A 26,166-nucleotide genomic window follows, 5' to 3' on the forward strand; every position below is an offset into this window, starting at 1 on the left:
CCCGCGTGAGGTGCGACAGTTCAGCCCCTCAATAAAACGACCGGGCGGCCTTCAAGGTCAACAGGCCGTCGCATTGCGAATTGTGTCCGGAGTAGGCCGAGCAATCGCCGCCGCTGAGGCTGGAGTCGCTGTAGATAAGGTCCAGGTCGATGCCTTTCCAGGCGCGGGAAAACTGAATTGACCAATCGCTGAAGCTGCTGATCGAGCCGCCCTCGACCGAGACCGGTGTGCCCAACTGGTGGGTGGTGTATTTCATGCTCACGCCGATGCCGAAAGGCTGGGTGCCACCGAGGTCGGCGAACAGGGTGCTGTCGTGGCGGTCGGGGTCATTGCTGAAGGAGGCGCCGAAACGATTGCCCAGCAGGTTCAGGCCGCCATAGAACTCTTGACTGTCGAGGGGGCTGAGCTTGGGGTAGCTGTAGTGGATCAGCCCGACTTCGTAGCCCAGTGTCTGGTCGAAGGGACGTTTGAAACCCATGTAGGAATCGACCTCGAGGTTGTTGGCCGAGGACAAGCCCAGATTGGGTGAGAACTGGCCGAAATAAAGGCCGCTGTCATGGCTCAAGTCGAGACCGCCATGAAATGAGTCGCTTCCCGGCGAGGTTGGCTTGACCAGGCCCTGGGCCATGCTGCGGCTGGGCGTGGTGCCCAACTTCAGGTCGAAGTCACCCAGTTCGCGCTGGAAGATCTGTGCTTGCGCGAAGGGGCTGGCTGTGAGGGCCGCGAGCAGGAAAATGCAGGGTTTGAACACGCTTCACTCCATGAAAAGCGAGGAGCACTAACGAAAAAATCGGGAAGAGGCCCGTGCTAGACGTGTGCAAGCATACCGATGAATGTCGGGGGATGAGGTCCGTTCGTCGATTTGCACGATAGAGGGTGATGCAAGAGGGTGTTTCGGGCTCCAGTCCTAGCGCCTTGAGGGCAAGGCGCTTAGGGACCAGGCGTGTTGCGCAGATTTTACTTTTTGCCCAGGCTGATTTGCTTGGACGGGCCGAAAGTCTGGCCACTCACACCTTTGGCAATCTGCTGGATTTCGCCGCCGGATTTGAGAAAAGCAGCAATTTGGCTGTTGATCGATTCGCTCGTTTCAACGGCGGGAGCTGGCTTTGCTTTGCTGTTGGATGCTTTTACGCGCATGGCGGCCACTAACCTGTAGAAAATTAACTTGGCCAGGCATCGTACAGGAAATACTTGACAATTGCTTGGCAAATATCCCCCAGAAATTAATAGCAGGGCTGAAATCCGACAAAGTTTATCTTCGAATTAATCCCCTAACTTGCTGTTTTAACTCGAAACCCTGTGCCGAACGGCGCGCGCGGCAGCGGCAAAATTCATTCATTTGATCTGACGAGCGGGGCGATGCCAGTAGAACGCCACGCCGGCCCGCGATTTTTCAGGCGTGCGCGCGTCCGGGCCTCAACTCGGGTAGAATGCCGCCCACGTAACGAGGGTATCTGGAAATGGCTTTAGTCGGGCGCTACAACAGCTTGCAAGTGGTTAAACACACTAACTTTGGTTTGTACCTGGACGGTGCGCAAGATGGCGAAATCCTCTTGCCCAATCGGTATATCCCCAAAGATATTCCCAGCGAAGATGAAGACTGGCTTAACGTTTTCATTTATCTGGACAGCGATGACAAACTTATCGCTACAACTGAAAAGCCGAAAGTTCAAGTAGGCGAATTTGCCAGTTTGAAAGTTGTGGAAGTCAACAGTATTGGTGTCTTCCTCGATTGGGGGTTGCCGAAGGATTTGTTGCTGCCGTATTCGGAAGAAAAACGCCAGTTGAGCGCCGGTGAATATTGCGTGGTGCACGTCTACCTCGATAAGCACACCAAGCGCATCACCGCCACCGCGCGCCTGGATCGCTACCTGGACAAGACCCCGGCCAACTACCAGGTCGGCCAGGAAGTCGACCTGCTGGTGGCCGAAGCCACCGACATGGGCTTCAAGGCGATCATCAACAACAAGCACTGGGGCCTGATTCACAAGAACGAAGTGTTCAAGTTCCTGCGCCCGGGCAAAGAAGAGAAAGGCTTTATCAAGGAGATCCGCGCTGACGGCAACATCAGCCTGAGCCTGCAGCCGGTCGGCCAGGAAGCCGCCTCCAGCCTCAACTCCAAGATCCTCGCCAAGTTGCGTGAAAACAATGGCAGCTTGCCGGTCAGCGATAAAAGCGACCCGGCGGTGATCAGCAACTTGTTCGGCGTCAGCAAAGGCAACTTCAAGAAGGCCATTGGTGCGCTCTACAAGCAGGGCCAGATTGTGATTCACGCCGATCGCATTGAACTAAGCTGATCGATGCCGGCTCTTCCGTAGGTGCCCGTCGGCACCTGCGGAGGTTGTACCCATGTCCCGAAAAACCCTCTTTGCCTACCTGGGCACCTTGCTCGCTTTCCTGGTGCTTGATGGCCTCTGGCTCGGCGTCTTCATGGGCCCGACCTACAAAGGCCTGCTGGGGCCGCTGATGCTTGATCAGCCCAATCTGCTTCCCGCCGTTTTGTTTTATCTCCTGTATGTCACCGGTTGTGTGGTGTTTGTGGTCCTGCCAAGTAGCAGCTGGCGACGTGCTGCGCGCCTGGGTGCGTTCCTTGGGCTGGTGGCTTACGGTACCTACGACCTGAGCAACTGGGCCACGTTGCACGGCTGGTCCGCTGGTTTGTCCGCCATGGACATGGCCTGGGGCACCTTTCTCACGGCGGTCAGCTGCACCGTCGGCCATCTGTGTGCACATCGAGTGCACCGGTGATTGTGTACAGGATTTGCGTGCACCTTTGCTGAGCATCACCGCTATCCATTGAGCGCGATGAAACCCTTTGGCACGCCGTGCCACGGGGATTGTGTGCCATTGGCACGCATTCTGCTGAATGCCTCGTATACAAACCATGCCGCCTCCCGTATGCACCCGCGACGGTAGCGCAGGCCGGTATTTCGAGGAGCCCCGCGATGACCGAACACTTGCCCAATGGCTACAGCCCACGCCTGTACAACAAGGACTTGGGCCCGCTGCCGCAAAAATGGAACTGGTACAACATTTTCGCCTTCTGGATGAGTGACGTGCACAGCGTCGGCGGCTATGTGTTCGCCGCGAGCCTGTTCGCACTTGGCCTGGCCAGCTGGCAGGTGCTGATCGCCTTGCTCGCCGGCATTTGCATCGTTCAAGGGATCGCCAATCTGGTCGCCAAACCAAGCCAGCAGGCCGCGGTGCCGTATCCGGTCATCTGCCGGCTGGCCTTTGGCGTGTTTGGCGCGAATATTCCTGCGGTCATCCGTGGCTTGATCGCCGTGGCCTGGTACGGGATTCAGACGTATTTGGCCTCGAGCGCCCTGATCATCGTGGTGTTGCGCTTTTTCCCACAAATGGCGGCCTATGCAGAGCCGCATTTTGCGGGCCTGTCCTACCTGGGCTGGATGGGTTTCCTCAGCTTGTGGGTACTGCAGGCGGCGGTGTTCTGGGCGGGTATGGAGTCCATTCGCCGCTTTATCGATTGGGCCGGGCCGGTGGTGTACGCGGTGATGTTTGCCCTGGCGGGCTGGATTGTGTGGAAAGCGGGCTGGGCGAATATCAACTTCACGCTGTCGGAAAAATCCCTGCCGGGCTGGCAAGCGTTCGGTCAGGTGATCGTGGCCACGGCGCTGGTGGTGTCGTACTTCTCCGGGCCTACGCTGAATTTCGGTGATTTCAGCCGTTATTGCCGGACCATGCAGGACGTGCGCCGCGGTAATTTCTGGGGCTTGCCGGTGAATTTCCTGGCGTTTTCGCTGGTGACTGTGGTGATTGTGTCGGGTACTTTGCCGGTGTTTGGCGAGATGCTCCATGACCCGATCGCCACCGTTTCGCGCATCGACAACAGCATGGCGGTGCTGCTCGGTGCCTTCGCCTTTGTCACCGCGACTATCGGCATCAACATCGTGGCCAATTTCGTTTCCCCGGCGTTTGACTTCGCCAACGTCGCGCCGAGCAAAATCAGTTGGCGCGCCGGCGGCATGATCGCTGCTGTCGCCTCGATCTTTATCACGCCGTGGAACCTGTTCAACAACCCGCTGATGATCCACTACACCCTGGACATTCTCGCGGCCTTCATCGGGCCGTTGTTCGGCATTCTGCTGGTGGACTTCTACCTGATCAAAAAGCAGCAGATCGACGTGGACGCGCTGTTCGATGACAGCCCGCGCGGGCGCTACTACTTCGACGGTGGCGTGAACTGGACGGCGGTCAAGGCCCTGGTGCCCGCGACGCTGGTGGGCGTCGCGATTACCTTCACCCCGGCGTTGCAGGGCATGGCCAACTTCGCTTGGTTTACCGGCTGCTTCCTGGGAGGGCTGTTTTTCCTGATGCTGGCTCGGCGCGAGCAGGTTCGCATCCCCGCGCCGCTGGTTGCCGGTTGACCAGGATCCCGCCGGCCACCACCAACCCGCAGCCGGCGACGATCAGCGCCGGTTGCAGGCCGCCACTGAGGTGGCTGCTCACCGAGGCCAGCAACGGACCACTCAGTTGGCCGATGGCAAAGCTGGCGGTCAGCAGCCCGGTGCTGCGCTGATAGCCGTGGGGGGCTACCTCACGCAGGCGAGCCATCACCAACTGCATGCACGCCAGGAACGGCGCGCCGCACAGTAAAACGCCGAGGGCCAGGCCCCAGCCATTGCCTAACAGACAGGCAAACACACCGACGGCTTGCAGCCACAAAGTAGTCATCAGCCAGCGGCGAGTGGTGTCCATGTCTTTACGGCGCAGGCTCGCCACCACCACGCCAATCGCCGCCGCCAGGCCAAAACATGGCCAGAACAGGTCGGCCTGCCAGGCGCCCTTGAACTGCGCGCTGGCCATTTGCGACAGAAAGGTCGCCGGAATGATGTAGCCCAGGCCGTACAACACATAGATCCAGCACAGGTGTGCAATGCTGCCATTGCTGCCCGCTTCATTGTGATTGACCACCGGCGTGCTCGCCGCGGAGGGTTTGGGCAGGAATGGCAGGATGGCCAGCAACATCACCAGCGCCACCACGCCATAGACCAGCCACAAGATTGCAGAGTCTTGTTTCAACAAATTGGAGCCCAGCGCCAGCAAGCCTGTGAGCATAATCCCCAAGCCAGGTCCGGCAAATACCAGGGCGCCCAAGCGAGGGCGCCCGGCAGCCATTGCCAGCGGCTGGCTCAAGCTGGTGATCATCACCAGCGCCCATGCACTCGCGACGCCCGTACCGAAGCGCAACAGCAAATGTGGCCAGAACCCGTGTGCCCAATAGGACGCGAAGGTCAGCAGCACACACAGCCACAGGCCGCCGTACAACCGCCCGCGCACGTGGTGATGGCTGCGCGCGAAGATCGAATCCACCGCACCCACGAAATACCCCAGGTAATTGGCGGCGGCGATCAGGCCCGCCCCGGTCAGGTCAATCTGCCCTTCGCTGAGCAAATGCGGCATCTGCGGCGTGAGGGCGAAGCGGCCAATGCCCATGGCCATCATCAGGGCGACAAAGCTGGCGAGTAAGCGAATCAGGGGAGACATGCTCTGGTTCCTGTAGGAAAGCGAATAACCTTCAGGCTAAAGCGGATTGACTTTCTGTAAAAATGAATAATAGTGAGTAACTTGTTCAGTTTTGGAGAAAGGTGTGGAATTCAGTCAATTGCGGATTTTCCAGGCCGTAGCGGAAGAGGGCTCCATTACCCGTGCGGCTGACCGTTTGCACCGCGTGCCGTCAAACCTGTCGACGCGGCTCAAGCAAATGGAAGAGCAACTGGGGGTTGAGCTGTTCGTCCGCGAGCGACAGCGCTTGCAGCTTTCTCCTGCGGGCAAAGTGTTGCTGGACTACAGCACCCGTCTGTTGGCGTTGCACGACGAAGCCCATGGCGCGGTGCAGGGCGGGCAGCCGGCTGGCGAATTTGTACTGGGCAGCATGTACAGCACGGCCGCAGTGCATTTACCTAAACTGCTGGCGCGCTACCACAAGGCGTATCCGATGGTGAACCTTCAGGTGCAGTCGGCGCCGAGCGGGGAGTTGCTCGAAGGTTTGATCACCGGGCGACTGGACGCGGCATTCGTGGATGGCCCGATCACCATTGCTTCCCTGGACGGCGTGCCCCTGTGCGAGGAGCGCCTGGTGCTGATTTGCGAAGCCGACCACCCGCCGGTACGCGGTCCCCAGGACGTAGCCGGGCGTTCGGTGTTTACCTTTCGCCGCAGTTGCGCTTACCGCACCCGCTTGGAAACCTGGTTTTCCCACGATCATGTGGCAATGGGCCGGGCCATCGAGATCGAGTCTTATCAAGGCATGCTCGCCTGTGTGATCGCCGGCTCCGGCGTGGCCTTGATGTCCGAATCCATGCTCGACAGCCTGCCCGGCAAGGACAGCGTGTCCGTTCATCCCCTGACCGGGCCTTTTGCCACGGCCACCACCTGGCTGATGTGGCGAAAGGGTATGCTCGGCGCTAACCTCAACGCATGGATCGACCTGCAGCAGGAAGGCAAGTCCGGGTTTGAGCAAGACACCCGCGCAATTGCTTGAACGAACCGTCAGGATTCAGATCAATTCAGTAATAGTTCGTTGTGGTTTCGTTCAAGCATTACGTAGGACTTAGGGCTACTATCACTGTAGGAAAAGGCGACAGAACCATCGCCAACGTGCATTACCCTCAAAGGGGGCAACCATGAAAGAGAAAATTCAAAACTGGCTCCACGACCTCGGCGTTGCGCTGGGCCTGATCGAGCCCCCGCTGCAACCAGTGCCGATTCGCACGGATGACGAGCAGCGCCGGCCGCGTCGCAGGTAAGTCAATTTCACAGCGTTCACGTAGTTGGTTACGTGGACGCTGACCGAGCGGATTTTTAATCAGGGGCCGAGCCAATCCCTGTGACTTGAGTTCAGCCCTTCCTTTACCTGCCAGCCATCTCTGGACGTCCGACTCATCGAGCCTCGATGTCGGACCCTTCCTGTTGTTTCGTCATCTGATCTTTTTCTCCATTCGACCTTCTATATTTTCGTCTTCACATGGAAGAAAGGCGCTGATATGTCGAGCATGGATGGTGAAGGAATGTTGATTTCCAGCAAGGTCGAACATCGTCGATTTCAAACGATTGAGCAGGGTGATTTGCGCAGCGTCAGCGCGTTGGTTGTCCACCAGACGGATGCGCCGACTGCAGAGCACACGTTCAATGGCTACCGCTCCAAAGGGAGCGGGGCTCATTTTCTAATCGAAAAAAATGGTGTGATTTACCAGACCGCCAGTATGAAAAAGCGCTGTTTTCACGTAGGGCGTTACATTCGGTCCAAATGCATGGCCGTAGATAAGGCGTCCTGCGACACCGCTCAAATGGCCAAAATTCATACACTTTCCTGGACGTTGCAGATCCGGGCTTTGGATCGCCACGAGCGCACGAAGAACTACCCTGAGCGATACCCGATGAATTCGGATTCTCTGGGTATCGAGTTGGTCGGCAAACATTTGGATGCAGCCCGCTACGAGGCCATTACGGCTATGCAGACCCAGTCCCTTCAGTGGCTGGTCTCAGAGTTGTTCGGTCACTATGGTCTGGCCTCAGCAGATTTCTACACGCACCCGCAGATCTCTTACAAACACCCCGGCGAAGCCAGCAGTGCGGTGTGGCAATGAGGAACGTGTGTCTTTCGTTGGGCGTACTAATAGCGGGATGTTCGCCCGCCCCTCAAGATTTCAGTGAGATATCCATTAGCCGCTTTCAATCCGAAGAGCCTGAACGCTGCCGCCCGTCAGACGTTGGGTTGAATGAGCAACAGGTTGTGGCCTTTTTCAGGCGTGCCGAGCAAATCGATGCTCGAACGCTGCACAACGAATACGACTGGGCGCCGTGCTACCTTGAAGGTAAGTTGAAGTTTCAGGGACAGGCGTGTAGCTGGCAGGTGAGGGCGGGGGCTACAGGGCAGATCGAGTGTTCGACCACCGAGCAGTACTTTGGCTGCAATGACTGCGGCGATTTGTTCAAAGGAATCAAACAGTAGCACCGAATAACAAAAAAACGGGTGTGGCATCCGACGCCACACCCGCTGAAGAAACCGCTTTAAATCCTGTCAGTTATCAAATCGCCCGGGCCGTCTGTGGCTGGGAGCTGCGCGACAGCAGGCTCACCACCACAAAGCTGACCAGCCCGATCGCCAGGCTGTAGTAGATCGGCGTGTTCGCATCCAGCCCGTCCTTGATCATGAACGCCAGCGCGGTCACAAAACCCAGGGTCATGGAGGTGATCGCCCCGGACGTGGTGGCGCGTTTCCAGAAAATCGCCCCGATGAGCGGGATCAGCATGCCGCCCACCAGCAGGTTGTAAGCCAGGGTCAGGGCGCTGATCACGTCGTTCACCACCAGGGCGATGCCCAGCACGGCGATGCCGGTCAGCAGGGTGAACAGGCGATTGACCGCCAGGCTCGACTGTTTACCGCCGCGCAGGCGTGGCAGCAGGTCTTCGGTCAACACGGTGGAGGCGGCCAGCAAACCGGCGCTGGCGGTGGACATCATTGCGGCCAGCGCGGCGGCAATCACCAGGCCGCGAATACCGTCCGGCAGCGAGGCTTTGACGATGGCGGCGAAGGCGTTGTTTACGTTGTCCAGGTTTGGCAGCAGTACATGCGCCGCCATGCCGATCAGCGCGCACGCCAGGCCGTAGAGGATGCAGTAGAAGCCGGCGAAGGTGCCTGCATACTTGGCGACCTTTTCGTCACGGGCGGTGAACACCCGTTGCCAGATGTCCTGGCCGATCAGGATGCCGAAGAAGTAGATCATGAAGTAGGTGATGATCGTGTCCCAGCCGATTTCGGTGAAGCTGAAATTCGACGCCGGCAACTTGGCCACCAACTCATCCCAGCCGCCGACGCGGTACAGGCAGATCGGCAGCAGAATAAACATCAGGCCGACGGTCTTGATCACGAACTGCACAATGTCGGTCAGGGTCAGCGACCACATGCCGCCGATGGTCGAATACACCACCACCACGCCACCACCGAGCAACACCGAGACCCAGAACGGCAGGCCGAACAGCACTTGCAGCACGGTGCCGATAGCCAGGATCGAGGTCACGCCGATCATCAAGGCGTAGGCCAGCATGATCACCGCGCTCGCCTGGCGGGCCATGGGGTTGTAGCGTTTCTCAAGGACCTGGGTGACGGTGAAGATTTTCAGCTTCAGCAGCGGCTTGGCCAGGAACAGGTTCAGCGCGATGATCCCGGCACCGAGCGCGGCGCACAGCCAGAAGCCGGAGATACCGTGCACATAACCCAGGCGCACGGTGCCGACGGTGGATGCACCGCCCAGAACCGTGGCGGCCATGGTGCCCATGTACAGCGACGGGCCCAGGTTGCGCCCGGCCACCAGGTAGTCTTCGTGGGTCTTGGCGCGGCGCATGCCGTAATAGCCGAGCACGAGCATGCCGGCGGCGTAGATGAGTACGACGAATAAATCCAAAGCCATGACGGCGGGTCTCCGATTGTCTTTCTTATGTTGTAGGCGCGGTTTTTGTGGCGAGGGAGCTTGCTCCCGCTGGGCTGCGAAGCAGCCCCTTGTGATCTATGCAGCTTCGCGACTGCTGCGCAGTCGAACGGGAGCAAGCTCCCTCGCCACAACGGCCGGTCCATACACCGCCGCCGGCTCTGGAAACACCCGCAGCAACGTCAGGTACACCACCGACGCCAGCCCCAGCGTCACCGGCAAACTGATGTCGATGCCATCGGCCAGATTGCCCAACGGCCCAACGAACTGCCCCGGCAGGTTGACGAAGCACAGGCCCACCAGCGCGCTCGGGATCCACGCGCCCAGCCCGCGCCAGTTCCAGCCATGGTTGAACCAGTAGCGCCCGCCGGTTTCACCGCGGGTAAACACTTGCAGGTCATCCGGGCAGTAGAAGCCGCGACGCACGATCAGGCCGATGATCATCATTACCATCCACGGTGTAGTGCAGGTGATGATCAGCACGGCGAAGGTCGACACGCTCTGCACCAGATTGGCAGCGAAACGTCCGATGAAGATGAAGGCAATCGACATCACCCCGATCAGCAACGTCGCCTTGACCCGTGAGAGCAAACGCGGGAACACGCTGGACATGTCCAACCCGGTGCCATACAGCGACGTGGTGCCGGTGGACATGCCGCCGATCACCGCGATCAGGCACACCGGCAGGAAGAACCAGCTCGGTGCCACCGCCAGCAAACCGCCGACATAGTTGTTGGCCGCGATATAGTCAGGAGCCTTGATCGCGACGATGGTCGCGGTGGCCAGGCCGAAGAGGAAAGGGATCAACGTGGCAATCTGTGCCAGCACCACCGCCGCCATGATGCGCATTTTCGGCGTTTCTCGCGGAATGTAGCGCGACCAGTCACCCAGGAACGCCCCGAAGGAAATCGGGTTGCTCATGGCCACCAGCGCAGCCCCGATAAACGCCGCCCAGAAACCGGTCTGGCCGAGGGCGACGGTGCCGGCGAAGTGACTGTCAAACGCGGGTGCAAAGGCAAAAATGCCCAACAGGAACAGCAGGCTCGCCGCCCACACCGCAATGCGGTTGACCCACAGCATGAAGCGAAAGCCGTAGATGCAAACCGTGAGGACGAGGAGGGCGAACAGGCCGTAAGCCAGGCCTAGCGTCAGGTCAGTTTCCGGCAAGCCCACCAGACGTTTCGCACCGCCGACCAACGCATCGCCTGAACTCCACACCGACAATGAGAAGAACGCAATCGCCGTCAGCAATGACAGAAACGAGCCGACAATGCGCCCGTGCACGCCGAAGTGCGCACCGGAAGACACGGCGTTGTTGGTGCCATTGATCGGCCCGAACAGGCCCATGGGCGCCAGGATCAGCGCGCCTACCAGCACGCCCAGCACAATCGCCCACACGCCGGCCTGGAACGACAAACCGAACAGTACCGGGAACGAGCCCAGCACCGCGGTGGCAAAGGTGTTGGCACCGCCGAAGATCAGTCGGAACAGATCCCTGGGGCCGGCAGTACGTTCGTGGTCCGGGATCTGTTCGACCCCGTTGGTTTCTATCTTTCGAATACTTTTATCGTTGTTTTTATTATTCATGATCAGCTCCGATCACATTGGCTAAGGGGGCGGCAGCCCTTCCGGCATTGCGGACAAATGTTCGTGACAGGCCAGCCACAGGCCTTCTTGTTGTTGTGTGCCAGACCCTTGCCGTTTGAAGACAATGGTCTCGCGTTCCTGGCTAAAGAATTGCTCCCCGTTCATGCGCAGCTCGGTGGCCACGTCATGAATAAAAATCGCCACGTCGCCCTGCAGGCTGACAAAGGCGTTGCTCGACGTGCACGACAGCACTTCGAACCCCTCATCCGCGCGCCAGCTGTCCCACAAGGCCTGGTAGGCATCGCGACTCAGCAATGGCTGGGGGAGGGTGTAAAACACAAAGCTGGCATCAGCCGTGAACGCGCCGAAATACGCGGCGCGGTCATTGCGGGCGAACGCCGACACCAGCTCGGCGGCGGCGTTAAGCACGGCTTGCGCGCTCATCAGCGGTGCGCCACGCCGGGCAGTACGCAGAGCATCTCGTACAGCAGGTTGGCGCCGAGCAGCGAGGTGTTGCCGGTGGTGTCGTACGGCGGCGAAACTTCTACCAGATCACAACCAATCAGGTCGAGGCCCTGGCAGCCACGGATGATTTCGATGGCCTGGATGGTGGTCAGCCCGCCAATTTCCGGCGTGCCGGTGCCGGGCGCCCAAGCCGGGTCGATGCCGTCGATATCAAAGCTCAGGTACACCGGGCCGCCGCCGACTTTTTCACGCACTTCAGCCATCAGCGGTGCCAGCGACTGGTGCCAGCATTCTTCGGCCTGAACCACACGGAAGCCCTGCTTGCGGCTCCAGTTGAAGTCTTCGGCGGTATAACCCTGGGCGCGCAGGCCGATCTGCACCACGCGGTCGCAGTCCAGCAAACCTTCTTCCACGGCGCGGCGGAAGGTGGTGCCGTGGGCGATTTTCTCGCCGAACATATGGTCGTTGACGTCGGCGTGGGCATCGATGTGCACCAGCCCGACCTTGCCGTGTTTCTTGTGGATCGCCCGCAGGATCGGCAGGGTGATGGTGTGGTCACCGCCCAGGGTCATCGGGATCACGTCGTGCTCAAGGATCTCGTCGTAAGCTTCTTCGATGATGCGCACGGCGTCGAGCAGGTTAAAGGTGTTGATCGCCACGTCGCCGATGTCGGCAACCGACAGCGAGTCGAACGGTGCGGCGCCGGTGGCCATGTTGTAGGGGCGGATCATCACGGATTCGGCGCGGATTTCACGCGGCCCGAAACGGGTGCCGGCGCGCAGGGAGGTGCCGATGTCCAGTGGCACGCCGACAAAGGCGGCGTCCAGGCCTTTGGCTGTTTGCAGGTGGGGAAGACGCATCATGGTGGCGATGCCGGCGAAGCGCGGCATTTCGTTGCCGCCCAGTGGTTGGTGGAAAATCTTGTCCACGGGAGTGCCTCATCGTTGTTTTGTTTATTAGAGGCCGATTCTGCGAAAAGCCCGGGACGGGAAGAATCGGCAGAGGCAAATACTTAGTTCAGATTTTTCTAAACTAATGCCTGAGGTAAACTCCGCTCAACTGTGGGAGCTGGCTCGCCTGCGATAGCGGTCTGCCAGCCACCCCTTCCTTTATTGATCCACCGCTATCGCAGGCAAGCCAGCTCCCACAGGGGGTTGCGGTGCCTCAGGTGTAGCTGGAGAACCGATGGCCAACGCCTTGCCCGACCTGAAACTCCTGCGCATCTTCGTCAGCGTGGTGCGCCATCAGGGGTTTGCCAATGCTCAGCACGAGCTCAACTTGTCCACTTCGGCCATCAGCACTTATATGAGCCAGCTGGAGTCGGCGTTGGGCCTGGTGTTGTGCCACCGCGGGCGCGGTGGTTTCAGCCTGACCAGCAAGGGCGAGTTGTTTCATCAGGAAACCCTGCGTCTGTTGGCCGAGCTCGAAGGCTTCGAGCAGTACGCCGCCGCGCTCAAAGGCGAGTTGCGCGGCACCCTCAAACTCGGCGTGCTCGACTCCACCGTCAGCGACAACGCGTTGCCGTTTGCTGAAGCGATTGGCGCATACAGCCTGGAACATCCGGCGGTGCACCTGCATTTGTCGGTGATGAGCCCTTACGAGCTGCAGCTCGGCGTGCAGGACAACCGCCTGGACCTGGCCATCGGCTGCTTCTCCAACCGCATGAGCGGGCTGATCTACATGCCGCTGTACCGCGAGCAACACTGGCTGTATTGCAGCACGCGGCATCCGTTGTTCAACGAGCGGCGCATTCCCGAACAGGTCATCACCCAGCAGCGCATGGTCGGGCGCGGTTATTGGAGCCAGGCGGAGCTGGCGCGTCACGGCTTCAAACACAGCGCCGCCACGGTGGAAAGTATGGAGGCGCAGCTGATTCTGGTGCTGTCCGGCGCCTACATCGGCTACTTGCCCGAGCATTACGCCCAGGCCTGGGCCGACAAAGGTGACCTGCGGGTACTGCTGCCGGCGACATTTGGTTATCAGGCGCCATTCTCGATGATCATTCGTCGTGGCCGCAGCCGCGAACCGCTGATCCAGACGTTCCGCGATTTGCTCAAAGCCCAGCTCAATCAGGCCTGAAATCATGTCCAGACCCCAATGTTCCCGCTGCCTGCGGCCTGTTACCCACTGCCTTTGCACGCTGATTCCAAGCCTTGACAGCCGCACCCGCGTATTGCTGTTGCAGCACCCGAGCGAGGTCAACCATGCGCTGAATACGGCGCGGCTGGCGGCGTTGGGCCTCACCCATGCGCAGTTGGTGGTGGGGGAGGTGTTTGAGGACCTGGCGACGTTGTTGAGCCCGCCGGGCTATCAGGCGCGGTTGTTGTTTCCCGCCGACGATGCCCAGCCGTTGCAGGCCTATGCGCCCAGCGACCAGCCATTGCTCTTGGTTGTCCCCGACGGCACCTGGCGCAAGGCGCGCAAATTGCTGCACCTCAATCCATTGCTGGCAGCATTGCCCCGCGTGACCCTGGCCGAGGGGGCCGAGTCGCGCTATCGATTGCGCAAGGCGCCGGGGCCGGGGGCTTTATCGACGGTGGAGGCCATTGTGCAGGCACTGGAGGTGCTGGAGGCTCCCGCTTCTTTTGCGCCATTGCTCAAACCTTTCGAAGCGTTGATCGAGGGGCAGATTGCGGCGATGGGGGATGAGGTGTTTCAGCGCAATCATGGCGACGGGCGGTTGGGGTAGCGGGTTTACCGAGTTGCGGCCATCGCAGGCAAGCCAGCTCCCACAGGGGAGATGAATGCAATTCAACTGTGGGAGCTGGCTTGCCTGCGATGGCGTCCTCCCTGCCAGCACACCTTCTACTTATTCCTTAAAGCCATAAGCACCACACTTTGCGTGATATGGCCCGCCGACCTTTCCCGGTATGATGTGCGCCCCGCAGTCTGGATTGCGAATACGCCATGACCTTGCAGTACCCTACAATCGCCGATTGCGTCGGCAACACGCCCCTGGTCCGCTTGCAACGCATGGCGGGTGAAACCAGCAACACCTTGTTGCTCAAGCTCGAAGGGAACAACCCGGCCGGTTCCGTCAAGGACCGCCCGGCGCTGTCGATGATCACCCGCGCCGAGCTGCGCGGGCAGATCAAGCCCGGTGACACCCTGATCGAAGCCACCTCGGGCAACACCGGCATCGCCCTGGCCATGGCCGCGGCGATCAAGGGTTACAAGATGATCCTGATCATGCCCGACAACGGCAGCGCCGAACGCAAGGCCGCCATGACCGCCTACGGTGCCCAACTGATCCTGGTGACCCAGGAAGAAGGCATGGAAGGCGCCCGCGACCTTGCCGAGCGTATGGCCGCCGAAGGCCGTGGCCTGGTGCTGGACCAGTTCGCCAACGGTGACAACCCCGAAGCGCACTACACCACCACCGGTCCGGAAATCTGGCAGCAGACGGGCGGCACCATCACCCATTTCGTCAGCTCCATGGGCACCACCGGCACCATCATGGGCAACTCGCGCTACCTCAAGGAACAGAACCCGGCGATCCAAATCGTCGGCCTGCAACCGATGGAAGGCGCGGCGATCCCGGGTATCCGCCGCTGGCCTGAAGAATATCTGCCGAAGATCTACAACGCGACTCGCGTGGACCGCATCATCGACATGGCCCAGCGTGAAGCCGAAGACACCACCCGCCGCCTGGCCCGTGAAGAAGGCATCTTCTGCGGCGTCTCGTCCGGTGGCGCCGTGGCCGGCATGTTGCGCTTGTCCAAAGAACTGGAAAACGCGGTGATCGTCGCGATCATCTGTGACCGAGGCGACCGCTACCTGTCGACCGGCATTTTCGACGCGCCCAACTGATGGCCAGGCACGAGAGAGGCCTGCGCTTCCAGCCAACGGGCGGCAGCCGGGCCCCGCAGATTCCGGTGGGCAAGAAGCAAAAACTGACCATCGAGCGCCTGGCCAATGACGGCCGTGGCATCGTGTTCTTCGAAGGCCGTACCTGGTTTGTGAATGGCGCGCTGGCCGGCGAAGAGGTGGAAGCGCGGGTGCTGGGCGCCCACGGCAAAGTGGTCGAGGCCCGCGCCGAGCGTGTGTTCAAGGCCAGCGAACTGCGCCGCCCGGCGCCGTGCGCCCACGTCGGCCGCTGTGGCGGTTGCAGCGTGCAACACCTGCCCCATGTTGAACAGCTTGCCCTGAAACAGCGCATGCTCGCCGAGCAACTGTCCCGTGTGGCCGGTGTCGAACCGCAAGCGTGGGCAGCGCCTTTGAGTGGCCCCGAGTTTGGTTACCGCCGCCGCGCCCGTGTGGCGGTGCGCTGGGACGCCAAGGCGAAACATCTTGAAGTAGGTTTCCGCGCGGTGGCCAGCCAGGACATTGTCGCCATTGACGATTGCCCGGTGCTGGTACAGGCCTTGCAGCCGATCATGCAGCGTTTGCCGAATATGTTGCGTCGCCTGAGCAAGCCGCAGGCCCTGGGCCATGTGGAGTTGTTCAGCGGCACGTCCATCGCCGTACTGTTGCGGCACATGGCGCCACTGTCCGAAGGCGACTTGCAGGTATTGAAGGAATTTTGTGCCTTCCATGAAGCCCAGTTGTGGCTGCAGGGTGAGGGCGGGCCGGAGCCGGTCGAGGCCGATTCGGTGTTGGGCTTTCGATTGCAGCAGTGGGATCTGGAGCTGGCTTACCGGCCTGGCGACTTCGTGCAGGTCAACGCCGGGGTCAACGACGCGATGGTTGCCCAGGCGCTGGAATGGCTGGCGCCACAGCCCGACGAACGGGTGCTGGATCTGTTTTGCGGGCTGGGCAACTTCGCGTTGCCGCTGGCCAGGCAGGTACGTGAAGTGGTGGCGGTGGAGGGCGTGCAGACCATGGTCGACCGTGCCGCACTCAACGCCATCAACAACAATTTGCATAATGCACAGTTTTTTCAGGCCGATTTGTCCCAGCCTTTGACCGACGCGGAATGGGCCAAACAGGGCTTTTCTGCGGTACTCTTGGACCCACCCCGTGATGGTGCCCTGGAGGTTGTGCGAGAGCTCGCCACGTTGGGGGCCAAACGTTTGGTGTATGTGTCCTGCAACCCGGCCACGCTGGCGCGGGACACGGTTGAGTTGGTCAAGCAAGGCTACCGGCTAAAGCGTGCCGGGATCCTCGACATGTTTCCGCAGACAGCACATGTCGAGGCCATGGCGTTATTTGAAGCGGGCTAGGATGCCCGTTTAATCCGACTGGCCTGTAGTCTCCTGGGCCGTGACCTGTCAGGGAGTGGTCAGTAACCAGAGGTTGCAAGGCCCGGGTTACGCAGCAGGTCAGCGATGATTTCTGGCGCATCGAAGATGCGTCGTAGGGAAGGTAAGCAAGATGGTACAGGTGAGAGCGCACCAGCCGATCAACACCGACGGCAGTATCAATCTCGAGGCATGGCTGGATCATGCCGTCAGTGTCGACCCGGCACTGGACCGTGAAGCCTTGAAGGCCGCCTGCGAGTTCGCGCGTGAGGCGGAGCAGCAAGACAATGCGGCCAAGAACCTGTGGGCCGAAGGCACTTCAAGCTTTCGCACCGGGTTGGAAATCGCCGAGATTCTCGCCGATCTCAAACTGGATCAGGATTCGCTGATCGCCGCCGTGCTCTATCGCGGTGTGCGCGAAGGGCATATTGCGTTGCCGCTGGTCAGCCAGCGTTTCGGCGCCGTGGTGGCCAAGCTGATCGACGGCGTGCTGCGCATGGCCGCCATCAGCGCCAGCCTCAGCCCGCGTCAGTCCATGGTGCTGGGCACCCAGGGCCAGGTCGAGAACCTGCGCAAGATGCTGGTGGCGATGGTCGACGACGTACGCGTCGCGTTGATCAAGCTGGCCGAGCGTACGTGCGCGATCCGCGCGGTGAAGACCGCCGATGACGAAAAACGCAACCGTGTGGCCCGCGAGGTGTTCGACATCTACGCGCCGCTGGCCCATCGCCTGGGCATCGGCCATATCAAATGGGAGCTGGAGGACTTGTCCTTCCGCTACCTCGAGCCCGATCAATACAAACAAATTGCAACGTTGCTGCACGAGCGGCGGCTTGACCGCGAGCGCTTTATCACCGATGTGATGAGCCAGTTGCGTTCAGAGTTGCAGGCCACCGGCGTGGACGCCGACATCAGCGGTCGCGCCAAGCACATCTATTCCATCTGGCGCAAAATGCAGCGCAAGGGCCTGGCCTTCAGCCAGATCTATGATGTGCGCGCCGTGCGCGTGCTGGTGCCGGAAATGCGCGACTGCTACACCGCGCTGGGTATCGTCCACACCCTGTGGCGGCACATTCCCAAGGAGTTTGACGACTACATCGCCAACCCCAAGGAAAACGGTTACCGCTCGTTGCACACCGCTGTGATCGGCCCCGAGGGCAAGGTGCTGGAAGTGCAGATCCGCACCCATGCCATGCACGAAGAAGCCGAGCTGGGGGTGTGTGCGCACTGGCGCTACAAGGGCACCGACGTCAAGGCCGGGTCCAACCAGTACGAAGAGAAAATTTCCTGGCTGCGCCAAGTGCTGGAATGGCACGAAGAACTGGGCGACATCGGCGGCCTCGCCGAACAGTTGCGTGTGGATATCGAGCCGGACCGGGTTTATATCTTCACCCCCGACGGCCACGCCATCGACCTGCCCAAGGGCGCCACGCCGCTGGATTTCGCCTACCGCGTGCACACCGAAATCGGCCACAACTGCCGGGGCGCCAAGATCAACGGGCGCATCGTGCCGCTCAACTACAGCCTGCAAACCGGTGAGCAGGTCGAGATCATCACCAGCAAGCACGGCACGCCGAGCCGCGACTGGCTGAACCCGAACCTGGGCTATATCACCACGTCGCGGGCGCGGGCGAAGATCGTCCACTGGTTCAAACTGCAGGCGCGTGACCAGAACGTCGCCGCCGGCAAAACCCTGCTTGAACGTGAATTGGCGCGCCTGGGCCTGCCGCAGGTGGACTTCGACAAGCTGGCCGAAAAGGCCAACATGAAGATCGCCGAAGACATGTTCGCTGCCCTCGGCGCCGGTGATTTGCGCCTGGCTCAACTGGTCAACCTGGCGCAGCAACTGGTCGAGCCGGAGCGCGGCAGCGAACAGCTGGAGCTGATCCCGCGCAAGGCCACGGGCTACAAACCGGGCAAGCGCGGCGATATCCAGATTCAGGGCGTGGGCAACCTGATGACGCAAATGGCCGGTTGCTGCCAGCCGTTGCCGGGCGACGCCATCGTCGGTTACATCACCCAGGGCCGTGGCGTGAGCATTCACCGCCAGGACTGCGCCTCGGTGCTGCAACTGGGCGGGCGTGAGCCTGAGCGAATCATTCAGGTCAGCTGGGGCCCGGTGCCGGTGCTTACTTACCCGGTGGACATCGTGATCCGTGCCTACGACCGTTCCGGTTTGCTGCGTGATGTGTCGCAAGTGTTGCTCAACGAGCGGATCAACGTGCTGGCGGTCAACACCCGCTCGAACAAAGAAGACAACACCGCGTTGATGTCCCTGACCATCGAGATTCCGGGGCTGGATGCATTGGGGCGGTTGTTGGGGCGGATTTCGCAGTTGCCGAACATCATCGAGACGCGGCGTAACCGCACCCCATGATGCGGTTCAGCCTGTGGGAACCGGGCTTGTGTGGGAGCTGGCTTGCCTGCGATGCGAACACCTCGGTCTACGAGTCAGACCGAGGCGATGCAATCGCAGGCAAGCCAGCTCCCACATTTGATTTTCAGTGTTCTGGAAATATACGCAGAGATTGACCGATGTATTCACTTGAAGACCTGCTCCACCTGATGAGCCGCTTGCGCGACCCGCAATACGGGTGCCCGTGGGACATCAAGCAAACCTACGCCACCATCGTCCCGCACACCCTGGAAGAAGCCTATGAAGTCGCCGACGCCATCGAGCGCGGTGACTTCGACCACCTGCAAGGTGAGCTCGGCGACCTGCTGTTTCAGGTGGTGTATTACAGCCAACTGGCGCGGGAAGAAGGGCGCTTTGAATTTGCCGGCGTGATCGACAGCATCACCCGCAAGCTCATCCGTCGCCATCCTCACGTGTTCCCCACCGGCGATTTGTATGCACCGCTGGATATCCCGCAGCTGAGCGAGGAGCAGGTCAAGGCGCGCTGGGAGCAGATCAAGGCCGAAGAGCGTGCGGAAAAGTCCGACGCGCCGGAGCAACTTTCCCTGCTTGATGACGTACCCACGGCCTTACCGTCCTTGTCCCGTGCCGCCAAGTTGCAGAAGCGTGCCAGCCAGGTCGGTTTCGACTGGCCCTCGGTCCTGCCGGTGGTGGACAACGTGCGCGAAGAGCTGGATGAAGTACTCGAAGCCATGGCCGACAACGACTCGGCGGCCATCGCCGATGAGGTCGGTGACCTGCTGTTTGCAGCGGTCAACCTGGCCCGTCACCTCAAGGTTGACCCGGAAACCGCGCTGCGTGGCGCCAATGCCAAGTTCGAACGACGTTTCCGATTTATCGAACAGGCATTGCGCGACACGCACAAACCCATAGAAGATTGCACCCTCGAAGAGTTGGACGCCCTGTGGGGCGAAGCCAAACGTCAGGAAAAGAATGTGTCCAGCTGCGGTTGAGCGGCTGCCTAAGTGAGTAAGCACCATGAGCCTTTCCCTTCGCGACCAGTTGCTTAAAGCAGGGCTGGTCAACCAAAAGCAGGCCAAGCAGGTCGGCAAAGAGAAACAGAAACAGCAGCGTCTGGTGCACAAAGGCCAGATCGAGGCGGACGACAGCCAGGCACGTCTGGCGGCTGAAGCGCAGGCCGAGAAGGTCAAGCGCGACCAGGAACTGAACCGCCAGCAGCAGGAAAAGGCCGAAGCCAAAGCCCGTACCGCGCAGGTCAAGCAACTGATTGAAACCTCGCGCCTGCCCAAGCTGACGACTGAGGACTACTACAACTTCGTGGACGACAAGAAGGTCAAGCGCCTGTCGGTCAACACGCTGATGCGCAACAAGCTGAGCAACGGCTCCCTGGCGATCGTGCATCACGGTGGCGGCTATGAAGTGATCCCGCGCGAAGCGGCACTGAAGATTCAGGAACGTGCGCCGGAGCGTATCGTGCAACTCAACATCCTCACCGAAAGCCAGGTGCCGGATGAGGATGATCCGTACGCCGCCTACCAGATCCCTGACGATCTGATGTGGTAAGCCGCTGGAACCAATAGTGGTAATTGTGGCGAGGGAGCTTGCTCCCGCTGGACTGCGCAGCAGTCCCAGTCTTTTCAAACAAAGCACTGGGGCCGCTTCGCCGCCCGCCGAGAGCAAGCTCCCTCGCCACAGTGGCGTTTATCTTTTCTATCGCTTGGCCAAGCCGATTACCAATCCACCGCGTAACTCACGCTGAAGGTACGACCCTCGGCATTCGGGTACGGTGCACGGGCATTGGCCTGGGCGAACATGTTCTGGTAGTTGCGGTTGGTGAGGTTGTACACCGCACCCTCCAGACGGCCGACCGGCAACCTGACTGAACCGAGCAAATCGGCCAGGGTGTAACCCTTGATGTCGCGGCCGTTGTTGTCCTTGAACGCGGCGTCATAGTCGTCCAGACGCATGCCCTGCAAACGCAGGCTGTAGTCGCCATGGTCATAGCCGATGAAGGCAGTGGTTTTGGCCGGGGATATGCGCGTGGCGGGCAGGTCGATCCATTGGCCGTTCTGGCGTGTTTCGCCTTTGGCGTAGGCGTAAGTGCCGCCCACCGACCACTGGTCTGTGACGTTGTAGGTCAGGGTGGTTTCGACGCCGCGTACACGTTCTTTCTGGTTGATCAGGCGCAGTACGCGGTCATTGGCATCGTAAAACTGGGTGACATCCGAGGTATTTTCATACGCCGTGACGCTGGCCAGCCACTTGTCCCAATTGCCGCGCCAGCCCAGCTCATAGCTATCGACTTTGAGTGCCTGGGCATTCAGGTTCTGAATGTCGTACTTGCTGTTCACGTCGCGCAGGAAGCGCTGGATATCCGGCAGGGAAAAGCCCTGACTGAAGTTGAAGAACACATCCTGGTTTTCGCTCAGGTGATACACGGCCCCCAGGTTATAGAGGGTGTCATCGTATTTGAGTGTGCCGCCCGGCAATGTTGCGCGATTACCGGTCTGGACGATTTCGCCATAGGCGATGCTGTCGGAAATTTCGCTCTGGATCCACTCGCGACGTATACCACCGCGCAGGGTCCAGTCATCGATGTCGTAGGACAGCTGGCCAAAGATGGCTTTGGTGGTGGTCGTGATGTCCGGCCCCAGTTCAAACGTGGTGCCGGTCTTGGTATAGGTCAGGCCATTGACCCGGTACTGGTCGCCGCGCTGGCGTGAGGTTTCGTGATCGTAGTCGGCCCCCCAGACCACGTTGCCGGTCGCGCGGCCTATATCCGGCATTTGCGTATCGATGGCTGCACGCAGGCCATACACGTCCTGCACGCTGTTGTTGTCGGAAACCCCGGCGCGGCCCCGGGACAGGTCCGGGAAGAACAGCGCATCGGCACGCCGCCAGTAACTTTCAACCTGCAAACCCTGGCCGTAGAAATCCTTGTCGGCGTAGTTCAGGTTGACCGCCTGGTTGTGGGTGAACGGTTGGTCGTCCAGGTCCAGGCCTTTTACGGCGACGGCTGCGTTGGAGATACGCGGGTTTTTGGTGTAACGCGTGTCTTGCTCGTCTTTGTAGTCTTGCAGCGACAGGCTGATTTTCTTGTCGTCATCCAGCTCGTAACCGAAACGCCCTTGCAGATCGTAGGTGTCGGTGTCCATGTTGCTGCCCTGGGACGTGTCCTGGGGAATGCGCTTGCCGTTGCCGTCAAACTGGTCGTTACGTTGCACGGTGTTGCCGGAGAGGTACCAATCCACCGGGCCATTGCGGCCTGTGGCGCTTTGAAAGGCGTCGTAGGAGAACCCTTTGTGGCTGAAATTGTTGCCGGTGGTCATGCCGATTTTGCTGCTGAACGCCAGATCTTCACCTTTGTTGCGCTTGGTGATGATGTTGATGATGCCGCCTGAGGCGCCCGCGCCGTAAACGCTGCTGGCGCCGGAGATCACTTCGATGCGCTCGATGCTTTCCGGGGCCACGCTGTTGAGCTGGCGGAAATTGTCGCGCGTGGCGTTCTGGGAAACGCCGTCGATCAGGATCAGCGTGTTGCGCCCGCGCAGCGTCTGGCCGAAGTTGCTCATGCCGCCGCTGGAGGGGGCAATGCCCGGTACCAATTGGCCGAGGATATCTGCGACGCGACGGCCGGCGGCGGCCTGCTGGCGGACCTGGTCTTCGTTGATCACCTGCACGGAGCCGGGAATCTGCGCAATGCTGGTTTCATTGCGTGTGGCCGAAACCACGGTGGCCTGCAACTGCAGGTTGGCGGGCGCTGCCTGGGTTTCCTCAGGTTGATCAGCCCAGGTAGGAGCGCTGATCGACCCGAGAAGCGGCAGCAGAACTGCCCATTGCGATTTGGTCATGAACTTGCCTTTGAGTTATTAGAAGTATTGACAGAGAAACCGGATGTTTCGGGGGGGCGGGTGAACGAACGGATGGCGCGAATGCCCACGGCGGCGAGGGCATAGGTCAGCGCGACCAGCCAGAAGCTGTGCGCCAGGCCCACTATGCCCATGCCGATACCGCCGATCAGTGCCCCGCACAGCGCCCCGCCCTTGGCGGCGCTGTTGCCCAGGCCGAGGGCAAACCCCTGCTGGCCGGACGCTACGGTATTGGCGATCAAGGTGTAGGCGACCGGCAGCAACGCCCCTTGCCACACGCCCCACAGCAGGCGACTGGCGAGGAAGCCCAGCCATTCGCTGGCCAATGCTGTAAAGGCCAGCGTCAGGGCACAGGACCAGGTGACCCATTCGATAACGCGCAGCGTGTGCGCCGGTTGATGCCGGTCAAACAGGCGGCCCCACAACGGCGCGGACAGCGCCAGGGTCAGTGCGCTGGCGGCGTAGCTGGCGCCGATCAGCCACGCCGGTGCGTGCAGAACATCGGCGACGTAGAGGGCGTAAAACGGCTGGGGCATCATCTTCGCGGCCTGGATCAACACGATGATGCCCAGCATGGCGCCGAGCCAGCCTTTGGGCAGTGCGACGGATTTGGAGGCGGTGAGTGGGCGTGATCGCGGCGAGTCGGCCGGCAGCAAGACGCTGATCACTGCGCACAACAGGCAGACGGCCGTGGCGCTGTAACACAGCAAGGCAAAGCCTGACACGTCCATCAACCAGCCGCCCAACACCGGCCCGGCCAGCGAGCCCACGGCAGTGGCCGATTGCAACCGGGCCAGAATATGCCCGCGCCCGCCGTCCCTGCAGCAGGCCAGCGCGTAGGCTTGGGCCGCCGCAATGAAGCCCGCCAGCGCCCCTTGCGCCACGCGGATCGCCACCAGCAGCCAAGGATCGAACGTGACCGCTGCCAACGCCTGGCACACCGCCAGCGCCAGCAGCGCACGGATGATCATCGGTTTGTGGCCGGTACGGTCACCCAATCGCCCCCACATGGGCGTGAGGACCATCGCCGCCATCATCGGCCCGGCATACACCAGTGACGACAACAGGCCGGTGTAGTGGGCATTGGCAACACCCAGCAGCTTCTGGATTTGCAGCGGCCAGAAGGGGCCGCTCATTTCCATGGCCCCCATCGACACCAGTTGAATCACCACCAGCAGCCGTAGCGCGGTGTTGTTAGCCTGCATTGGCGGCGGCACTCAGTGGGTTGGGCAGCCGCCCGACAATATCGGCATGGCTTTCCAGCAGGCGCATGCGCATGAACGATTTGGCCGGCCAGTCCTGCACCAGCAGCGCTTCGCGCTCTGTCTCCCAGCGCAGGGGGTCGACCGCGCTGCGCACTTGGTCGAAGCACTGGCTGACCTGCGCCGACAGCTCATTCCAGAGGAGTGCCTGGGGAATGTCAAAGTGACGCGCGCCGAGCAGTACCAATTCCCCCAGGTGGCACATGAATACCGTGTGCAGCAGCTTGTCGCGTACGAAGCCTGCGTCGTCATACAGGGTCATCTTCGGGTCGTGCAGTTCAATGTCCAGGCCATGGGCGTGCAGGGTTTTGCGGTCGATGCGGATGTCGCCGAAATCGCGCAACAGCAGGCGGCTCAATTGCCCGTCTGCGGCCATCACCATGAAGGAGTTCTGCTGGTGGGCCTCGAACGCCACGCCGTAGCGCAGGTACATGCCCAGCAACGCGGGTACGGCTATCGCTGCGTAGTCGCGGAAGAAGGCGAGCATGGCCTGCCCATCGTCCCGGCCTTTGCTCAAACGAACCCACTGGCGCAGCAAGGGTTGCCCGTGTTGATCAATGGCAAACAGGCTGCCCACCGGCACGGCCATTTCGCCAGGTTGCAGCAGGCTTTGCGGGTTGTCCCGATAGAGCACGGCCAAGTGGCGGGAATGCTCGTCATTGGCAGGCTGTGGCTTGAAATGTACGCCGATGCGCTCGGGAACGATGCTGAGGATTTGTTGAATCCCGGGCTCGCGCTCCAGAATGGTCTGCAGCAGATGGCTGATCCGCGGACCCATGCGCGCCGAGCGCGGCGAGACGGTGCGCTGCACGCTCGTCAACCGCAGCGATACCGGGAGTTTGACCATCGGTGCGTCGCCGCGGCCGTCAGGCAGCACGGTTCTGAAGGACATGGTGGGGTTGGCGGTGAAGGCGACGATGTCGGTCAGCACCAGCAGCTTGTCACCGATTTCATTGGCGAACAGTTGCGGCAACTCCTGGCGTATTTGCCAGGGGTGGGCTGGCAGGGGCAGGTAGTCGCAGGCCTCAAGGCCTTGGGTGGCAAGGGTTTCGGTCAATTGCTGGGCGGCTTGCGGGAAGTGGTTCTTCCACCACGTCCAGTAATCGGCGGTGTTGGCCAATGTTTCAACATGCGCGTACTGGCGATGCAATGCACAGAGGAACACCGGGAAGCGCGCTTCGAACTCCGGCGAAAAATCGATGACCTGATCGGTGGTCAGACCCAACTTGGTCTTGTAGTTGGGGTGCCATGGATGACCCAGGGTGCCCCACTGTTCGAGTACTGAAGTGGGGTTGCTGACGCCTGGATCATTCTTGAGATGGGTCAGCAGGTTGTGCTGGTGCTCCGGGGCCATGGCGGCTTGCAGTGTGAGCGACCACTGTTGGTGAAAAGCCAGGCACAGGGTGTCGTTGACGAAGCTGTCGTCGATTTCTGTGTTGAGGCGGTTCAGGACGTGCAGGTCGGCCGACGATTCAAGCGCGCCGTTCAATAGCGTCAATAATTGCGACGGAAATTGAATTTTCTGTTCTGGCCGGTCTTCGCGCAGGAGGGTGACTTCGCCGCGCAGTTCCCAACTCGCCATGCGGCCAGGGCGCAGATAATCGAAGCGAAGGCGGGTTTGGTCGGGCAATGTCAGCCAGCATCGGCCGTGTTCGTCGTAGGTGCGGGTGCCGGGGTCCAGGAGGCCTTCACGGAACAATGCCTGGATCAGGCGTTGGAAGCTGCGCTCGGCGGCCGGCGCCAGGGTGCCGATCAAAGCGTCCAGGGTGATGTGGTTGGCCTGGAATTGCGGCGTGGCAAGTGCTTCGCCCCAGCGCTCAAGCAACGATTTTTCCGGCGTCCTGCGGTTCCCGTTCATCATGTTGAACTCCTTATCCGTGAGCCTGAGTGAGAGGCGGCGCGATACTATCGAGAATCATTACCAAATGTCTATTTGTTGTTACATTAATTGCAGAAACGATTATTCGCGCAGGG

At 60.6% G+C, this 26,166-nt stretch carries 23 protein-coding genes; 13 read left to right on the forward strand and 10 right to left on the reverse strand.

Annotated elements, in window-relative coordinates; translation table 11 throughout:
- Positions 1–28: 28 nt before the first annotated feature.
- Both ATI14_RS16060 and ATI14_RS16065 read right to left on the reverse strand, forming a co-directional pair.
- The gene (locus tag ATI14_RS16060; protein ID WP_016973348.1) at positions 29–751 is read right to left on the reverse strand and encodes a TorF family putative porin; all 723 of its coding nucleotides are present in this window, start codon (positions 749–751) and stop codon (positions 29–31) included.
- Between the two features lie 206 nt (positions 752–957).
- The gene (locus ATI14_RS16065; protein ID WP_003193095.1) at positions 958–1,137 is read right to left on the reverse strand and encodes a hypothetical protein; all 180 of its coding nucleotides are present in this window, start codon (positions 1,135–1,137) and stop codon (positions 958–960) included.
- Between the two features lie 323 nt (positions 1,138–1,460).
- On the opposite strand from ATI14_RS16065, the gene ATI14_RS16070 reads away from it, so the two are divergent.
- From ATI14_RS16070 to ATI14_RS16080, 3 genes are all read left to right on the forward strand, one after another.
- Complete coding sequence (locus ATI14_RS16070; RefSeq protein ID WP_010208634.1) at positions 1,461–2,297, forward strand: CvfB family protein; 837 nt, start codon at positions 1,461–1,463, stop codon at positions 2,295–2,297.
- A gap of 52 nt (positions 2,298–2,349) precedes the next feature.
- Positions 2,350–2,748 carry a DUF2177 family protein gene (locus ATI14_RS16075; protein ID WP_016973350.1) on the forward strand — a complete coding sequence of 133 codons (399 nt, stop codon included), beginning with the start codon at positions 2,350–2,352 and terminating at the stop codon, positions 2,746–2,748.
- A gap of 197 nt (positions 2,749–2,945) precedes the next feature.
- On the forward strand, positions 2,946–4,388 hold the full coding sequence (locus ATI14_RS16080) for an NCS1 family nucleobase:cation symporter-1 (RefSeq protein WP_016973351.1): 1,443 nt from the start codon (positions 2,946–2,948) through the stop codon (positions 4,386–4,388).
- Here ATI14_RS16080 and ATI14_RS16085 read toward each other — a convergent pair.
- A complete protein-coding gene (locus ATI14_RS16085; protein WP_016973352.1) occupies positions 4,300–5,508 on the reverse strand; it encodes an MFS transporter in 1,209 nt (402 codons plus the stop codon). The two genes, ATI14_RS16080 and ATI14_RS16085, sit on opposite strands and share 89 nt — an antisense overlap.
- A gap of 103 nt (positions 5,509–5,611) precedes the next feature.
- Between ATI14_RS16085 and ptrR the strand changes: the two genes are divergently transcribed.
- From ptrR to ATI14_RS16095, 3 genes are all read left to right on the forward strand, one after another.
- On the forward strand, positions 5,612–6,505 hold the full coding sequence (gene ptrR / locus ATI14_RS16090; protein ID WP_016973353.1) for a putrescine utilization regulator PtrR: 894 nt from the start codon (positions 5,612–5,614) through the stop codon (positions 6,503–6,505).
- A gap of 142 nt (positions 6,506–6,647) precedes the next feature.
- Positions 6,648–6,770, forward strand: coding sequence for a PA1414 family protein (locus ATI14_RS31860; RefSeq protein ID WP_003193089.1), 123 nt, complete (start codon positions 6,648–6,650; stop codon positions 6,768–6,770).
- Positions 6,771–7,007: 237 nt separating this feature from the next.
- A complete protein-coding gene (locus tag ATI14_RS16095; protein ID WP_016973354.1) occupies positions 7,008–7,610 on the forward strand; it encodes a peptidoglycan recognition protein family protein in 603 nt (200 codons plus the stop codon).
- 441 nt (positions 7,611–8,051) lie between these two features.
- On the opposite strand, the gene ATI14_RS16105 is transcribed toward ATI14_RS16095, so the two are convergent.
- The 4 genes from ATI14_RS16105 to speB all read right to left on the reverse strand — a co-directional run bounded on the left by ATI14_RS16105 (position 8,052) and on the right by speB (position 12,433).
- Positions 8,052–9,434: a sodium:solute symporter family protein gene (locus ATI14_RS16105; protein WP_016973356.1), complete on the reverse strand. Its 1,383-nt coding sequence runs from the start codon at positions 9,432–9,434 to the stop codon at positions 8,052–8,054.
- Between the two features lie 96 nt (positions 9,435–9,530).
- Positions 9,531–11,039: a purine-cytosine permease family protein gene (locus tag ATI14_RS16110; RefSeq protein WP_016973357.1), complete on the reverse strand. Its 1,509-nt coding sequence runs from the start codon at positions 11,037–11,039 to the stop codon at positions 9,531–9,533.
- Between the two features lie 21 nt (positions 11,040–11,060).
- A complete protein-coding gene (locus ATI14_RS16115) occupies positions 11,061–11,483 on the reverse strand; it encodes a YybH family protein (protein WP_016973358.1) in 423 nt (140 codons plus the stop codon).
- The gene (speB, locus tag ATI14_RS16120) at positions 11,483–12,433 is read right to left on the reverse strand and encodes an agmatinase (RefSeq protein WP_016973359.1); all 951 of its coding nucleotides are present in this window, start codon (positions 12,431–12,433) and stop codon (positions 11,483–11,485) included. The genes ATI14_RS16115 and speB overlap by 1 nt, the downstream gene beginning before the upstream one ends.
- A gap of 256 nt (positions 12,434–12,689) precedes the next feature.
- On the opposite strand from speB, the gene ATI14_RS16125 reads away from it, so the two are divergent.
- The 7 genes from ATI14_RS16125 to ATI14_RS16155 all read left to right on the forward strand — a co-directional run bounded on the left by ATI14_RS16125 (position 12,690) and on the right by ATI14_RS16155 (position 20,624).
- Positions 12,690–13,583 (forward strand): LysR family transcriptional regulator, encoded by an 894-nt coding sequence (locus ATI14_RS16125; protein WP_016973360.1) that lies wholly within the window; start codon positions 12,690–12,692, stop codon positions 13,581–13,583.
- 4 nt (positions 13,584–13,587) lie between these two features.
- Positions 13,588–14,193, forward strand: a complete 606-nt coding sequence (locus tag ATI14_RS16130) for a tRNA-uridine aminocarboxypropyltransferase (RefSeq protein ID WP_016973361.1) — start codon at positions 13,588–13,590, stop codon at positions 14,191–14,193.
- 218 nt (positions 14,194–14,411) lie between these two features.
- Positions 14,412–15,314, forward strand: a complete 903-nt coding sequence (gene cysM / locus ATI14_RS16135; RefSeq protein WP_016973362.1) for a cysteine synthase CysM — start codon at positions 14,412–14,414, stop codon at positions 15,312–15,314.
- A complete protein-coding gene (gene rlmD / locus ATI14_RS16140; RefSeq protein ID WP_016973363.1) occupies positions 15,314–16,666 on the forward strand; it encodes a 23S rRNA (uracil(1939)-C(5))-methyltransferase RlmD in 1,353 nt (450 codons plus the stop codon). The genes cysM and rlmD overlap by 1 nt, the downstream gene beginning before the upstream one ends.
- Before the next feature lie 151 nt (positions 16,667–16,817).
- Complete coding sequence (relA, locus tag ATI14_RS16145; RefSeq protein WP_016973364.1) at positions 16,818–19,061, forward strand: GTP diphosphokinase; 2,244 nt, start codon at positions 16,818–16,820, stop codon at positions 19,059–19,061.
- Positions 19,062–19,219: 158 nt separating this feature from the next.
- Positions 19,220–20,053, forward strand: a complete 834-nt coding sequence (gene mazG, locus ATI14_RS16150) for a nucleoside triphosphate pyrophosphohydrolase (protein ID WP_080520136.1) — start codon at positions 19,220–19,222, stop codon at positions 20,051–20,053.
- Between the two features lie 25 nt (positions 20,054–20,078).
- Complete coding sequence (locus tag ATI14_RS16155; RefSeq protein WP_016972420.1) at positions 20,079–20,624, forward strand: DUF2058 domain-containing protein; 546 nt, start codon at positions 20,079–20,081, stop codon at positions 20,622–20,624.
- Between the two features lie 167 nt (positions 20,625–20,791).
- Here the strand turns inward: ATI14_RS16155 and ATI14_RS16160 are convergent, their stop codons facing one another.
- Genes ATI14_RS16160 through ATI14_RS16170 form a run of 3 tightly spaced genes read right to left on the reverse strand, consistent with a single transcriptional unit; the run spans position 20,792 to position 26,050 of the window.
- Positions 20,792–22,912 (reverse strand): TonB-dependent receptor, encoded by a 2,121-nt coding sequence (locus ATI14_RS16160; protein ID WP_016972421.1) that lies wholly within the window; start codon positions 22,910–22,912, stop codon positions 20,792–20,794.
- Positions 22,909–24,135: an MFS transporter gene (locus ATI14_RS16165; RefSeq protein ID WP_016972422.1), complete on the reverse strand. Its 1,227-nt coding sequence runs from the start codon at positions 24,133–24,135 to the stop codon at positions 22,909–22,911. The genes ATI14_RS16160 and ATI14_RS16165 overlap by 4 nt, the downstream gene beginning before the upstream one ends.
- The gene (locus tag ATI14_RS16170) at positions 24,125–26,050 is read right to left on the reverse strand and encodes an IucA/IucC family protein (protein ID WP_080520775.1); all 1,926 of its coding nucleotides are present in this window, start codon (positions 26,048–26,050) and stop codon (positions 24,125–24,127) included. The genes ATI14_RS16165 and ATI14_RS16170 overlap by 11 nt, the downstream gene beginning before the upstream one ends.
- Between the last annotated feature and the right edge of the window lie 116 nt (positions 26,051–26,166).

It is taken from the genome of Pseudomonas tolaasii NCPPB 2192 (assembly GCF_002813445.1).
GTDB classification, from domain to species: domain Bacteria; phylum Pseudomonadota; class Gammaproteobacteria; order Pseudomonadales; family Pseudomonadaceae; genus Aquipseudomonas; species Aquipseudomonas tolaasii.